Origin of the sequence: Paenibacillus sp. LK1 (assembly GCF_002750415.1) — a bacterium.
GTDB lineage: Bacteria > Bacillota > Bacilli > Paenibacillales > Paenibacillaceae > Paenibacillus > Paenibacillus taichungensis.
This window is the reverse complement of sequence record NZ_PEII01000002.1, coordinates 313,257-327,385: the sequence shown is the minus strand read 5'-3', so window position 1 is coordinate 327,385 and position 14,129 is coordinate 313,257. Positions and strand designations below refer to the sequence as shown.

At 43.2% G+C, this 14,129-nt stretch carries 15 protein-coding genes and 1 riboswitch; of the genes, 11 read left to right on the top strand and 4 right to left on the bottom strand.

Annotated features, from left to right (window positions below; translation table 11 throughout):
- Nucleotides 1-46 precede the first annotated feature (46 nt).
- The 6 genes from CS562_RS05250 to CS562_RS05225 all read left to right on the top strand — a co-directional run bounded on the left by CS562_RS05250 (nt 47) and on the right by CS562_RS05225 (nt 6,349).
- Nucleotides 47-2,518, top strand: a complete 2,472-nt coding sequence (locus CS562_RS05250; RefSeq protein ID WP_257219378.1) for a family 43 glycosylhydrolase — start codon at nt 47-49, stop codon at nt 2,516-2,518.
- Between the two features lie 219 nt (nt 2,519-2,737).
- Entirely contained in the window at nt 2,738-3,655 is a 918-nt protein-coding gene (locus CS562_RS05245; RefSeq protein WP_099854140.1) for a deoxyribonuclease IV, read from the top strand.
- A 101-nt stretch (nt 3,656-3,756) separates the two neighbouring features.
- A complete protein-coding gene (locus tag CS562_RS05240; protein WP_099854138.1) occupies nt 3,757-4,101 on the top strand; it encodes a YojF family protein in 345 nt (114 codons plus the stop codon).
- A 23-nt stretch (nt 4,102-4,124) separates the two neighbouring features.
- Complete coding sequence (gene bshB2, locus CS562_RS05235) at nt 4,125-4,799, top strand: bacillithiol biosynthesis deacetylase BshB2 (RefSeq protein WP_099854589.1); 675 nt, start codon at nt 4,125-4,127, stop codon at nt 4,797-4,799.
- Nucleotides 4,800-4,968: 169 nt separating this feature from the next.
- Nucleotides 4,969-5,610, top strand: a complete 642-nt coding sequence (locus tag CS562_RS05230) for a hypothetical protein (protein ID WP_373561681.1) — start codon at nt 4,969-4,971, stop codon at nt 5,608-5,610.
- Between the two features lie 25 nt (nt 5,611-5,635).
- Nucleotides 5,636-6,349, top strand: coding sequence for a hypothetical protein (locus tag CS562_RS05225; RefSeq protein WP_099854136.1), 714 nt, complete (start codon nt 5,636-5,638; stop codon nt 6,347-6,349).
- 116 nt (nt 6,350-6,465) lie between these two features.
- Here the strand turns inward: CS562_RS05225 and CS562_RS05220 are convergent, their stop codons facing one another.
- The 3 genes from CS562_RS05220 to CS562_RS05210 form a co-directional block, all read right to left on the bottom strand.
- Nucleotides 6,466-7,278: an undecaprenyl-diphosphate phosphatase gene (locus tag CS562_RS05220; protein ID WP_099854134.1), complete on the bottom strand. Its 813-nt coding sequence runs from the start codon at nt 7,276-7,278 to the stop codon at nt 6,466-6,468.
- Nucleotides 7,279-7,294: 16 nt separating this feature from the next.
- Nucleotides 7,295-8,059, bottom strand: coding sequence for a DUF817 domain-containing protein (locus CS562_RS05215; RefSeq protein ID WP_099854132.1), 765 nt, complete (start codon nt 8,057-8,059; stop codon nt 7,295-7,297).
- A gap of 168 nt (nt 8,060-8,227) precedes the next feature.
- Nucleotides 8,228-9,079: a bifunctional 5,10-methylenetetrahydrofolate dehydrogenase/5,10-methenyltetrahydrofolate cyclohydrolase gene (locus tag CS562_RS05210; protein WP_099854130.1), complete on the bottom strand. Its 852-nt coding sequence runs from the start codon at nt 9,077-9,079 to the stop codon at nt 8,228-8,230.
- Between the two features lie 51 nt (nt 9,080-9,130).
- Nucleotides 9,131-9,212: riboswitch (ZMP/ZTP riboswitch) on the bottom strand.
- Nucleotides 9,213-9,454: 242 nt separating this feature from the next.
- Here CS562_RS05210 and CS562_RS05205 point away from each other — a divergent pair.
- From CS562_RS05205 to CS562_RS05195, 3 genes are read left to right on the top strand one after another with little or no spacing between them, the layout of a single operon-like run.
- Nucleotides 9,455-9,937 carry a MarR family transcriptional regulator gene (locus tag CS562_RS05205; protein WP_099854128.1) on the top strand — a complete coding sequence of 161 codons (483 nt, stop codon included), beginning with the start codon at nt 9,455-9,457 and terminating at the stop codon, nt 9,935-9,937.
- 20 nt (nt 9,938-9,957) lie between these two features.
- Nucleotides 9,958-10,533: a nitroreductase family protein gene (locus CS562_RS05200; RefSeq protein ID WP_099854126.1), complete on the top strand. Its 576-nt coding sequence runs from the start codon at nt 9,958-9,960 to the stop codon at nt 10,531-10,533.
- Nucleotides 10,534-10,550: 17 nt separating this feature from the next.
- Entirely contained in the window at nt 10,551-11,036 is a 486-nt protein-coding gene (locus tag CS562_RS05195; protein WP_099854124.1) for a nitroreductase family protein, read from the top strand.
- Nucleotides 11,037-11,187: 151 nt separating this feature from the next.
- Here the strand turns inward: CS562_RS05195 and CS562_RS05190 are convergent, their stop codons facing one another.
- Complete coding sequence (locus CS562_RS05190; RefSeq protein ID WP_099854122.1) at nt 11,188-11,850, bottom strand: MBL fold metallo-hydrolase; 663 nt, start codon at nt 11,848-11,850, stop codon at nt 11,188-11,190.
- A 166-nt stretch (nt 11,851-12,016) separates the two neighbouring features.
- On the opposite strand from CS562_RS05190, the gene CS562_RS05185 reads away from it, so the two are divergent.
- On the top strand, nt 12,017-12,544 hold the full coding sequence (locus tag CS562_RS05185; protein WP_076288542.1) for a sigma-70 family RNA polymerase sigma factor: 528 nt from the start codon (nt 12,017-12,019) through the stop codon (nt 12,542-12,544).
- Nucleotides 12,531-14,003, top strand: a complete 1,473-nt coding sequence (locus CS562_RS05180; RefSeq protein WP_099854120.1) for a DUF4179 domain-containing protein — start codon at nt 12,531-12,533, stop codon at nt 14,001-14,003. Before CS562_RS05185 ends, CS562_RS05180 begins: the two co-directional genes overlap by 14 nt.
- The last annotated feature ends 126 nt before the right edge of the window (nt 14,004-14,129 follow it).

Below are 14,129 nucleotides of genomic sequence, written 5' to 3'. Positions count from 1 at the left end.
GATGTATTTGTAAGCGGTAACAAAAAACAGACTAGGAGGAAATCATGTGAGGAAGAGTCGTCGATTCATGTTCACGCTGTTGGTCATTTTATTAATGGTTTCGTCAGTGCCACTCCCTGCCACAGCCTATCAAAATCCGCAAACGTTACCGGATGAATGGGGACAATATGGACTCGGGGACCCCTATGTTTTGAAATTTAATGGATACTATTACCTGTATGTAAGCACAAGAGATACGGACGACGGTGTCAAAGTCTGGAGCTCTAAAGACCTGGTGAATTGGTCGTACCGTGGATTAGCTGCAACAGATCCCATTACGCACGGAGCTTATGCTCCTGAAGTTGTTTACTGGAATGGCATGTTCTACATGTATACATCACCTGCCGGAAAAGGACATTACGTGCTGAGCAGCACAAGTCCTACCGGACCCTTCAATGTAGTAACGGGCAACCTTGGAAAGTCGATTGACGGTAATGTGTTCATTGACGATGATGGCTCGTACAGCTTCTATCACGCAGCACAGGGCCGAATAGATGCAGCACCGATGAGCAGTCCGACTGAGATCGGAGTGAGTGCGTCTACAGGAGTGGGGATGGGAGGCTGGACTGAGGGTTCAACCGTCTTCAAACGAAATGGAAAATACTATATGACCTATACAGGTAACCACGTATTTAGCAAAGGATATCGGGTGGATGTGGCAGTTAGCACCACAGGTCCGAGGTCCGGATATGTTACGGATAGCACAAACCCGGTATTAATTCGTACAGAGGGTCCAACCGTGGGATTAGGACACAACACTGTAGTAACAGGACCTAATCTGGACACTCACTATATGATGTATCACAATTTGGAAGGTAACGGAATCATTGGACCGCTGCGGCATCTGAACATGGACCGAATTGTATGGAATAACGACAAGATGATCGTGCAAGGTCCGACTTCAACGGATCAACCCAATCCAGAAATGCCTGTTTTCTATGACTACTTCGATCGTACTGCAATCGGAAGCAATTGGTCCAACGTGAACGGTGGTAATTGGGGCATCTACAATCAGGAACTCATGTGGCAAAATTCAATGGGCAGCTCAACTTGGTATAAACAAGTGACGGCTTCGAGCAGCGCATCGGATTATACGGCTGAATTTAACATGAAGGAAATGAATCGGGGAACGTCAACCAATCCGAGATACGGCGCTACATTCTCCTATACGAATGAGAACAACTACGGTGTTGCGCTGATCAGTTCGAAAAACAAAAGACTTGAGACATTTTTCCGAATTAACGGTGTGGATCAGGCTTGGCAAACATTCGATCTGCCTGCCGACTTCAATTATTCGAAATGGCATAACATACGGATAGAAAAATCGGGATCAACGTTTAAATACTACGTAGATGGTATGTTCAAAGCAACGCGTACCGCCAATGTAGGAGCAGGCAAAATTGGTGTTCTGACAGAGGATACACATGCGGACTTCGGCTATACTGCTTTTAGCAATGATGTGAACGGAAGCAGTGCATGGAATGCCTCCAAGCCGATTCCAGGCACAATTGAGGCCGTTCATTATATGAAAGGAGGCGAAGGTGTCGCTTATCACGATACAACGGCTGGGAACCTAGGCGGGGCTTATCGGACCGATGCCGGGGATATTCGCCTGAATAACGAAGGACTGTTCAACTTAGGCTGGAATCAGACGGGAGAATGGTATAAATACAAAGTAAACGTAGAGTCAAGTGGATATTACGATATTGATTTTCGCATGGCTACCTCGTTGGACGGGGCTCAGATCCGAGTGTGGGATGGTTCGACCGACTTAACGGGTATCGTCAATGTACCTAATACGGGCGGATGGGATAATTGGAAAAACATCTCCAAGAAAAAGGTCTATTTAAATGCTGGACAACGGGAATTAAAGGTTGAATTCGTAACTGGCGAGGCTGATTTCTCAAGAATGACGTTTCAGAAGAATGTTGATGTGACAAGTGTAAGTGATAATTTTAACGACGGCAACGACAATGGATGGACACGGTTTGAAGGAACCTGGGCTGTAGAGAATGGTGAATACAGTGCAGGGAGCACCGGACCTGCGAAATCTACATTTGGGGATACAGGATGGGCAGATTATACGGTCGAGGCGGATATTAAGATGATTGACTCAGGGGGAGACGGGGGTTTACTTGTCAGAGTGAACAATCCATCCCACGGCACAGAGCGAGGCCAGAACAATTATGATGCTTTACAAGGATATTATGCTTATCTGACCACAAGCGGAGTCAGTCTGGGCAAGATGAATTATAATTGGGCGCTCCTCAAGAGCAACGCGCAGTCATATTCCACCAATACCTGGTATCATATGAAAGTTGCCGTTAATGGTACAAACATCAAAGTTTATGTGGATGATATGGTTACTCCGAAGATCGATTATACGGACAACAGCCTGAATCCGTTCACGCATGGCAAAATCGGTGTTAGAACGGCAAACAAGCATACGCATTTCGATAACGTATCGGTTACTCCCTGAACCCGGAAGCCAAACGTTGAGAATGCAAATCGTTGTAACGAGAACTGGAATGCATATTAAGCCGCCAATTGGCGGCTTTTTTGCCTTAAACGATATAAACTATTGCGACCAAATGATGCCTTCCTCTGATCTCCTTCACCACCGTCATTTCCCATTAGCCAATCCAACCCATTTCATTGATAATTGAATGATGGATTCGACAGGAGAGGGTGGTTGGTAATGAAGAGTCGTGAACTTCTGATTGGATCGCATGTATCCTTTGGAGGAAAAGAGATGCTTCTCCAGGCTAGTAAAGAAGCCGCTTCTTATGGCGCATCTACTTTTCTGATGTACACTGGCGCACCTCAGAATTCGAAACGAAAACCTATTTTGCAATATAATACAGAAGCAGGCCATATGCACATGAAGCAGCATGGCATTTCCAACATTGTAGTACATGCTCCATTCCTGATAAATTTGGCTAATAGTTACAAACGAGAAGTATTTGATTTTAGTGTACAGTTCCTGCGGGATGAGATTGAACGAACGGCAGCGCTGGGATCCAATCAGCTGGTCCTTCACCCCGGTGCCCATGTTAACGCTGGGGTAGACATCGGTATTCGACAAATAATCCGGGGATTAAATGAAGTATTACAGGACGAAATTTACCCGGAGGTCCAGATTTCGTTGGAAACGATGGCTGGAAAAGGAACAGAATGTGGAACAAGTTTTGAAGAACTGGCACAGATTGTCGATGGCGTGCAACGGAATGAACGACTCTCCATATGTCTGGATACTTGTCATGTTCATGATGCCGGATACGATATTGTTCATCATTTTGATGGAGTACTCGAGCAGTTTGACAAGGTACTTGGCCTTGATCGACTAAAAGTACTGCACATCAATGATTCCAAAAATGTGCGGGGATCGAGGAAAGATCGCCATGAGAACATCGGACACGGACATATCGGGCTTCAGGCCTTGGATTATATTGTGCATCACCCCCAGCTTGCGTCACTTCCAAAATTGCTTGAGACGCCGTCGATTGGTAAAATTAAATATAAAAGTGCACCTTATCGACATGAAATTGCCCTGTTAAGAAGAGAGTGCTCTGAACCCGTGCAGAAGGAAGAGAATTCTTTAGAAAACAGTAAATAGAGAGTATCACAAACATTCGCTCACTCATTCCATGTTTATTCTCACGAGACATATGTTAAAATGGATGTAGAACGTTACTTTTTACTAAAAAGGAGGCCGCCATGCAGCCAATAGAGCCTCAAGACATCCAACACCGGATCAATAAACTTCTCGATCAGGACCTATATTTACACCTCGAACTCACGTCAGGTGCTTACGCCAGTCACTTCGATAGCACCAGGCATCCGGGGTCGGCATTCATTTCCAATGCGGTCATACGATATACGCAAGGATCTATCTCGGGCACGGGCCCATATCGAGTTGGCTTAAAGACCACTCACGGCTGGATATACGCTGAAGGACTTACACACATTGACGAGCTGGAACAAGAACGACTCATTCTGGCTGGTCACGATAGTCAAGGAAAGCTGGTTGTAGCTTTACAACTTAGTCGGGAATTGTTCTGATGAAAGCGGAGGATCAAATAAGCATGAATAACAAACAGATTGAACATCAGCGCATTTTAGTTGTGTTTCCCCATCCCGACGATGAAGCGTTCAGTTCATCGGGAACATTGGCGAAATACATAAAAGGCGGTGCTCAAGTCACTTATGCTTGCCTGACTCTAGGGGAGATGGGACGTAATATGGGCATCCCTCCATTTGCCAACCGGGTTACCTTGCCAATAATCCGTAAGGATGAACTCATAGAGTCCTCCAATGCGATTGGTATTCAAGATTTAAGGATGCTCGGTTTTCACGATAAAATGATCGAGTTTGAAGATCCTGAACTGCTAGATGGCCATATTTTGGCCCTGATCAAGGAGCTTAATCCTTCACTGGTCATTACTTTCTATCCGGGCTATAGTGTGCATCCCGATCATGATGCAACCGGAGCTGCGGTTACGCGAACGATTGGTCGACTGCCTGAAGAGGAGAGACCAATTGTGTACTGCTGCGCATTCTCGAACAATCACGAGGAGAGCATCGGAAAAGCGGATGTGATTGAAGATGTGAGTGGATTCCTCGCCGAGAAAATGGCATCGATTCGAGCTCACCGTTCGCAATTCCAAGCGCCTGAACTTGTCGGCAAGCGGGAGTTGGATGATGAACAAATCCGAAATCGGTTTGGAAGAGAAGCGTTTTGGACCTATAAGTTCGATTAATTTTACAGTTTGTACAATCTAATTTTCGTAAAAAGTCGCCATTATGGCGACTTTTTTTCGTTTTAAACATAACATATTGTTCAGAGGTGATTGGATTGGGAAGGGGCAATCGTATGGTTTCCATTCGCTTGCACGGGTAATAACATATTGACCATTAAACTCGTAAGGAGTGATACAATTGAAAGAACTTCGTTCTGTTTTTATTAAAATCCCGATGCTCTTTATGTTTGTTGCACTTACAGCTTGCTCTGGAGAAACGGAGCCGTCGTCCACCACTGAAACGTCAACACAAACAAATGAATCGGTTAAAGCTCCCACCACAGAAAACGAGGAAACATCTGAAACGACACGACCGCAAACAGAAAGTTTTGATTTGATGACAGGAGAGGGAAATTCTTCACAAACGGCAACCTTACATCAAGGAGAGGGTTTTTCATTGTACGTGTTTGAGAAGTTTTCTTTTGACGCTGCCAAAGGCCGCTTGTCGCTGATAAGCAATCCGGACTACTATGTAGATATTGAACCGCTGCCCTCAGATTATGATCTGGAAAAGCTTAAGACAACTGGGCAAGAGGACTTGGAAAAATTCGGTGCGGTGACTGATTATAGTGGAGAACTGATCGAGCATCCGCTTGGTTTCGCTGAGCTTTATCTTCAAGCCTCAGGTGAAAAAGGGATAAACGATTATATGGTCTGGAAATCAGAAAAAGGTGACGCTTTTTTATTCCGTCTTCACAATCCCAAAGGTGAAGAAGCCTCTGATTTCGCTGGTCCGGTCCTTGTGTCCTTATCCACGGTTCAAGGCGAATAGTCGTCATCGTCATCATAAGGAGTGAATGGACATCGTAATACCAAAAATGCGAAGCAAACGAATCATTCGAATTACTGCGATACTCATTTTACTTTTGCTCATATCATGCATCGCATTTGTTTATGTGAATGACAGACCTGGCGGACTAGCCGACCGGCGTATGTCCAAAGCAATGGGAATGAGTAAAACCATGCATATTCCTATAGGAAAAACTGCTGAAGAAGCGATCCGAAAGTTTAGAAATAATGATGATTCATTACAAATCATTCATCAAGAACCGGTGGACGGCGGCATAATTTTGTTTAAACAAAAAACGGGTCAGGAAAATAACAGCAATCTTCAGATGGAGTATGCTCGGAAAATAATATTCGGATGGAAGTGGGCATGGGGTGGCGGATATTCCATTGGTGAATCATCTCAATTCACGTCTGCAATGGATTACATGAGCATACCTGAATTGAGTCATATATCGACACCTTTCCCTATGCTGTTTGGACATATACTAGACCCGGCTATTCAGCGTGTAACTGTCGAGTTCGAGGGGAATGAGAAACCAGTACTTGCGGAAGCCAAGCTGGTTGAGGTGGGCCCGGAAAGCATAATCTGGTTTGTAACACTGCCCTCGTCTGCAACAATTCCGTATGAAATAAAGGGATTCAATGATAAAGGGGAGCTCGTCACCCATAAACAAATGGATGATCCGAATGGAATGGGTTCCATGGTTCTGGAAGAGCGTTAAAGAGTGATCGTACGGGACCTGCGAGTAGGGCGGGATCGTCAAGTTTGGAAAACAATAAAAAGGGAACAACCCATTGTTGAGGGTTGTTCCCTTATACGTTACAAGGAAATTCGAGTTTACAAAAAAATAAGTAAAAGAATTCCGACTATGAAGCAATAGTATGAAAAGTAAATCAAGTTCCCTCTTGCCATAATTCCCATGAACCATCTCATTGAAAAGTAGGTTACGATAAGGGTCGTAATGAACGCTAAAATGTAAGGTACAGCCAACTGCGCTCGGTGCGGATCGGTTACAATGTCAGATGCACCTAAAATTACCCCGCCGATGCTAATCGGAATGTAGAGCATAAAGGAAAATTTCAACGCCGTTTCTTGTTTCATCCCGACAGCAATAGATGCAATGACTGTTGCACCAGAGCGGCTTATTCCCGGTATAAGAGCCACCGCTTGAGCCAGACCCACCAGTACTGCGTCTTTCGCAGACAAATCGCCATCTCTTTTGCGCCCGCGAAGGTTTCGAATGAGCCATAGGGCAACCCCTGTAATCAGTAAACTAATCGCAACCGTATAGACAGAAGTGAATATTTCTTCAATTTTATCCTTGAACAGCACAGCCCCGATCGCAGCAGGCAGGGTACCAATGATTATGTATAGACAAAACATAAAATCTGCTTTGTACTCCGCATTGCGAGAGACTAGGAATCGCCAGCCTCCTACAATAAGTTTTTTGATATCTTCCCGAAAGATAAACATAATGGCAATCAGTGAGGCTGTGTTCGTCAAAATTTCAAAGGATAATCCGTTCTGCTCCATGCTAAGCAATCGTTGAACGATAATCAAATGTCCGCTTGAAGAAACCGGAATAGGCTCTGTAGCCCCTTGTACGATACCTAATAACACATATTTCAACCATAAAATAAAGTCTTCCATTGTATCCTCCTACTCATTATTTTCGATTGGCTTTGACATATTTCAGTTGGGCCACAATAATGACACTAATAATCACCAAAAGGAACCACGAACTGATCTTGCTAAAACTGACCAGCTGCCAGGAATCATGCTGGTCAGGGTATTTCCAGCCGTTAAAAAATGTAGCTATATTTTCAGCGGTCCAGATGAAAAAACCTACGATGATAAAAGCGAGTGTTAACGGCATTCGATAGGTAGTTAATCGTACCCGATAGATAATCCATGTTTTTCGAAAAACAATAAATACCAGAGCGGTCAACCACCAACGGAAATCGGGAATAAAATGATGTGTGAAAAAGTTGATATAGATGGCTCCTCCTAACAGAACCGAAGATGCAAACCCAGGCCAGCCTGTCATGTCCATACGCAATCTGCGCCATATTTGACACATAAAGCTTGCTACACTTGCATACATAAATCCGCTATAAAGGGGGACACCAAAGAGCTTGGTATAACCAGGCTCGGGGTATGACCAGGATCCCATCCATACCTTATACATCTCCAGTACCAATCCAATCACGTGAAATATACATATGACTTTGATTTCATCACGTGTTTCCAATCCGCTCCGGTACATAAGGTATTGTACTGCTAATAAAACAAGCAGAATGGCATCATAGCGATAGAGAAAGGGTATCTGAATTACGCTAGAAAGGGCCAACGTTCCAAAGATCGCCACAGGAAAAATGCAACTCATCGCCTGATGATAACCGAAATGCAGGAGCTGTACTAAAGGTTTCAAGTTATGTTTATCTCCTTCCTAAGCCTTGTTCATAATAATATAGATATGGTCCGTTTGTAAAAAGAGAAAAAAAGATCTATATATTTTCTTATTTTCAATTCGTGCTTAATCAAAGACAAATAAGGCCCCTCGTCAACTAGAGGGACCTTGTTTTTTTGGACAATTCAATTATGCATTTTCAGACAGCTTGTAGGCAGATTTAATCGTATGTTCGATGAGCGTCGCAATCGTTACAGGACCAACACCGCCTGGTACAGGTGTAATTGCTGAAGAAGGAACAAAGCATGCTTCGTAATCCACATCTCCGACGTTGCCTTTGTTATAACCAGCATCAATAACGACAGCACCTGGTTTAATCCAATCTCCTTTAACAAAGAGCGGTTTGCCGACGGCTGCAATTATAATATCGCCAAGCTTCACGATTTCCTCCAGGTTCACGGTTTTGGAGTGGCAGGTCGTCACCGTTGCATTCCGGTTTAGCAGCATGGCTGAGACAGGTTTGCCCAGAATTGGACTTCTTCCGATGACAACCGCATGTTTGCCCTCGATCTGAATATTGTAGAAATCCAGAATACGCATAATAGCCTGTGGTGTACAGGAAGGGAATTCTGCATCTCCAAAAGCATTAAGTGCAAAACCGAGGGTCGTTACACCGTCAACGTCCTTCTCGATGCTAATGGCATCAAAAGCTGCTCTTTCATCGATGTGATTCGGGACAGGGTGCTGAAGCAAAATACCGTGTACGGAAGGGTCATCATTTAGCTTGTTAATTTCTTGAATTAATTCATCTGTGGTGGTATCTGCAGAAAGAACGACCTTAATAGAATGCACGCCTAATCGAGCACAAGCATTTCCTTTCATTCGCACATAAGTCGCTGAAGAAGGATCATCTCCGACGAGAATTGTTGCGAGACAAGGCTGAATACCTTTTTCCTTCAGAATGGCAACCTTCGAGGCCATGTCTTCCTTCATAAAATCCGCTACCGTTTGTCCATTCAAGATCAGTTTATCAGTACTCATTTTCACATCGCCCTTTCAACATAAAAAAGAGGCAAGGAAATAAATATTCCTTACCTCTGCCCAGGCGTACGGCTTATTACAAAACCATATGCTCCCTCACGGTTCACCGTGTTCGCCAGTTACATATGATCGTTTAAATTGTTTAGATTGATAGTACTTGAAAAAGCAAAATTGTTCAATAGTTAATGGATTTCTCTTTGAAATGTATGGGTTATTAGTTTCCCTGGTAGACCCAATCTTCATCATATAGTTGATAACTGTTATCACTCGTGATATATTGTTAACTAGTAAACTATTTAATATTAAAATCCTGAATTAGTTTAATCATTTAAGGGCTTTTTAATTGTTTATAAGTAAATAAGGAGCGATTGAAGAATGGATTCAAACGATCGAACAAAACAGTTACTGTATGACCAATTCATCCGATTTTTACATGTATATGAGAATCACAAGGATACGGAAATTGAACATTTTCTAAGTATCGCTCAGCGGGAAAGCATGGACAAAATCCCTCAGCATTTGACCGCGGTTCATATGATAGATTGCATTGGCAAGCATGAACCTATTAACAACACGGGTATTGCTGAGGGGATGAATTTGTCCAAAGCGAGTATTACCAAGATCGGCAACAAACTGTTGGAGGAAGGATTCGTCAAACGTACGAAAATGAATGACAACAAAAAGGAGAGCTATTTCCGTTTGTCACCGCAAGGAAAAAAGATTTTTGAACTACATGAACGTTTACATGTACTTGAGGCTGAACGGTTTTATCGTTCTTTGGACAAATATTCGGAACCGGAGCTGAAAATAATACATCAATTTCTTCAAGACAGCAGCATGGATATGGAATCCAGATAAACTGAAGGAGAGTGAAACACTTGAGTCTGGCAGAATTGATCAGGGAACGCAGAAGTATTCGTAAATGTAATTCTACACCGGTGGAACAGGAGTTGGTTGTTGAATTGCTTCACAAGGCAACACGGCTTCAACCATCTGTTGAATCTGGCTCATGGCGTGTTGTTTATGCCGGAACTCCCGAAGCACGCAAGCGGTTGGTAGACTGCATGCTGGAGCAGATGTCGCAGAGCAAGTTCGGTAAGTTGATTCCGGGAAAACTGCTGGATGTGTTTAAAAAGAGGTTTACCGATATTCCTGCTCATGTCATTGTTATGTCGACTGTAGGACCGGATCGTCTGACCAATGACCGCATTTATGCGGCTGCCTGCGGGATGATGCAGAGCTTCCAACTGCTGGGATGGGAACAAGGGTTAGGAATGCTGTGGGATACAGAATCCATGATTCAGAATGAAGGCTTTTTCAAAGGAATTGGACTGCGTGAGGATGAAAGATTTGTTGGCATTCTTCATATGGGATATTACGACAAAGCGCCAAGAAGCCGGAAAAGAACACCAGCTGAGCAAAAGTGGACTGTATTTCAGGGTCAGACTACGTAGAAGGGGAGGATTTAAAAATGGAATTGGCCAATCTGCAAGGAGGCATACACAGTCCAAAAGATTTTTTGGATCGACCGGTATCACAGGAACTAATCCTTGAATTGCTCAATCACGCCGTGTGGGCGCCAAATGATGGACTTCGTGAGCCGTGGCGATTTATTTTTGCCGATAATCGTAATGGGAAACTTATGCAGGGAATGCAGGAGCACGCTCCAGCCTATCTTCTGGTCTTGGTGAAGGAAGAGGCGGATCATCATAAGCGGGAAGAGGACTTTGCAGCTGTCTGCTGTCTGATCCAAAATTTTCGTTTGCTTGCCCATGAACAGGGCCTGGGTGTGCGCAGTACGTTGCATGACTGGATGTACGACCGGAGTCGTGCTGAAAAGTTTGGCGTGTTAGGCAACGAGCGAATTGCTGCGGTTCTGGAATTGGGATATGGCGCTGTACAGCTGGAAGGGAAAGATGAGATGGCTGAACCTCAGCTCCAGTTCGAACTGCTGTAGCGGGGAAGATATACGGAAGAGAATTAAAATGAAAGAGGAACGACAAAACCTTAGCAGGGATTGTCGTTCTTTTTTTATGCGGTTAGCAAGCATCCATTTCTAGCTGTTATAAACGTAACTTAGTTTCTCAAGAGGAGAGTTTGCAAAATTTCTAATCTTGGTTGAGTGCTGCTATCTGATCTTTGACATTTACATCACTCAATCCTCCGTGGTAACAAACAACGGATGTAATGTCGAGATATGCATACTTTCTTAACGAGAGTTTTGCTGCGTTCATATCCGGTGTAGTCGGGGCGTGAATTCCACCAAGCATACCGTCTACACTGTACATAGAGTCCCCGGCAATGAGGGTTTTACTTTCCTTCAAATAAAGACTGATATGACCGGGTGTATGTCCAGGTGTGTGAATAACGCGAATCCCACCGCAAAACGGCAGTTCCTGACCATCTATTAAAGTATGATTTACTGTGCCCTTTGGCGGATTATCCAGGTGACCATCTTTTATCAGAGGCAGTTCCCCTTGGATGTACGGCTTATCCAATTCGTGTGCATATACTTTAATAGTGTTGCCACGCATCTGTAAAATCTCCGGAAGATTCCCTATATGATCGACATCCTGATGGGTCAAAATCACCGCATTTAATTTGTCTAGAGAGACACCAGCCTTCTCCATTGCCACACGTAAATCCTCAAATTGACCTGGAAAACCAGTGTCTATTAGAATATTCATTTCTTGGTCCTTTAAAAGAATGGGGTGTATCACATTCCCATGATAGTCTAGATGGAGCATTTCGACTCCCTTTGAAATTTCCATAATATTAGTCCTCCGTAGAAAGAAATAGTATCTCTTTGTAAACGAATCAACTCCGTAAAAAGATACGGGGGTAGAATTGAAAAAAAAGATTAGTGTTTTCTTGTGAACCAAACCAAGTATAGGATGATCTAATGAATAGAAGGAATGAAGGAAAGGGGGAGCATTGGTGGATTTATCAGAAAAAGCCGAACTTGCAAGACAAGGAGATAAGGAAGCTTTTGTATTTTTAATACGTGCTGTTCAACAAAGCCTATTTGTTATAGGAAGATCAATCGTTAAAACGGATGAAGATTGTGCAGATGCGATACAGGAGACCATTGCTAAAGCTTTTTCTAATGTACATACACTGAAAGAGCCAACTTATTTTAAAACTTGGATCATTCGGATTTTAATCAATGAGTGTAATCGGATTATTAAGAAAAAAAAGCGAGTATCCCTTGTCCCTTATGATATGAGAAAGACATCTTATAAGGGGGATTTTGAACAAATTGAGCTGTTTGAGGTAATTGACGAATTGGATGAACAGCTTCAAACCATCGTGACACTTTTTTATATCGAGGACTTATCGGTCAAGGAAATATCTAGAGTGCTTGAAGTTTCTGAAGGAACAGTAAAGTCAAGGTTATTCAGGGCCAGACGACAATTATCAGAGCTCGTTCTAGGGGAAGGAGAGGGCAAATATGAATTTTCATGATCCGGTTGACCGTGAGATCAAGCAATTATTAAATGCTAAAAGAAAAGACCTGATCATTCCTGATGCAGTTCAACTTGCTATGGAGAACGCACTTTCCTCCATTTCTGAGCAGAAGGTAAAAAAGAAATATCCCCATAAAAAATGGAGATGGGCAGCAGCAGTTATAGCCCTCTTTTTCATCCTAGGAGCGGTTTCGATTTATTCGGTGCCAACATTTGGTGAAATGATCCGGTCTTTATTTGCCAAGGATAACCCAGATATTGGACTTTTGCGGGCACAAGAATTGGGACTAGTGCATAATCCTCATATCAAAGTAAAGGACAAAGGTTATACGCTGGTAATTGATGAAGCTGTTGCAGACCCTACCCGAGTGACGATGGCTCTTCAACTCTTTGATAAAAAAGGTAAGCACGATCGCTATAAGTTACTCCTTGGAGATCTGAACAACATTACAATCAAAGATGCTAACGGTAAAGACTTGGACACCATGTACGATATGGGGTACACAAATGATTTTTATTATATGGTTGCTTTCTTCAATGAGCCCTTGCAAACAGACAAGATTACAATAGAAGGGAATATTGGGACGCTTGGCAACAGAAACGAGCCTTCCATTGAAGGAGATTGGAACTTTAGCTTTGATATAGATATGAGAGAGGCTAACCAGCAAACGAAGATAGAAGAATTATCAGGTAGCTACACAACGCCACACGGAATGACAGTCACTTTAAAGAGGTTAACGAGAATGGTGCAAGGAGTCCGTTTTGAACTGGAGACTGAACTCAATGATGCTGCAATGGCAAGGTCACCCGGTGATTTATGGGAAAAGCAGATGTTGAGCTTTCACTTTGAAACCATAGAGAATGAAGAAATTCATTCGGTAAATTCGAGAAAGAATGGTGACATGGTTAGTCTGATGTCTACTGATTATGCAGTCATTGGAGACGGAAAGATACGTTGGAGTTATATTTTCAAGTACTTGCCAGAGCACGAACCATATCGTTTTATTTTGGATGGTTACTCGGTCGCGGAAACAGACGGTAGCAGAATTTCCTTTAGGCCATCGGACCTGATAGAACCCAAAGCTTTTCAAATATTAACAGACCGCATAGAGTTGGTTGGGACGTCGCTTGAGGACTCACAAAACCCTGATGCCACATTTGAAACCGCCGTATCGTTCTACGGGGAAATGGATAACGAAATAAACAATGAAGAATGGAAAGCATACGATTCAGCAGGCAAGCAGTATGACGTTAGTAAGTGGGGGATTTCAACCTTAAAAAATACGCTTTCTAATAATTGGAGAGAGGGATTTATTAGTATGGGAAATCGCGATACGCAGCAGCCTTATGAATATCGGATTATGGGGTTAGACCACATTCCGGAGGAACTTATCCTGGTAAGACGTGTAGTGGATAAAAGGTACAAAGACCCGGACTGGTCCGTAATGCTAAAATAATTTATTAATGTGTAGTCTATCCATCACTAATATCCTCAGCATCACTTTCACAGCCGCCCTTCTGGGCGGCTTTTTGCATATTTGTTTTCCTGTAGGTAGAAGTCGATTTTTAGAAGGAAAACAGAC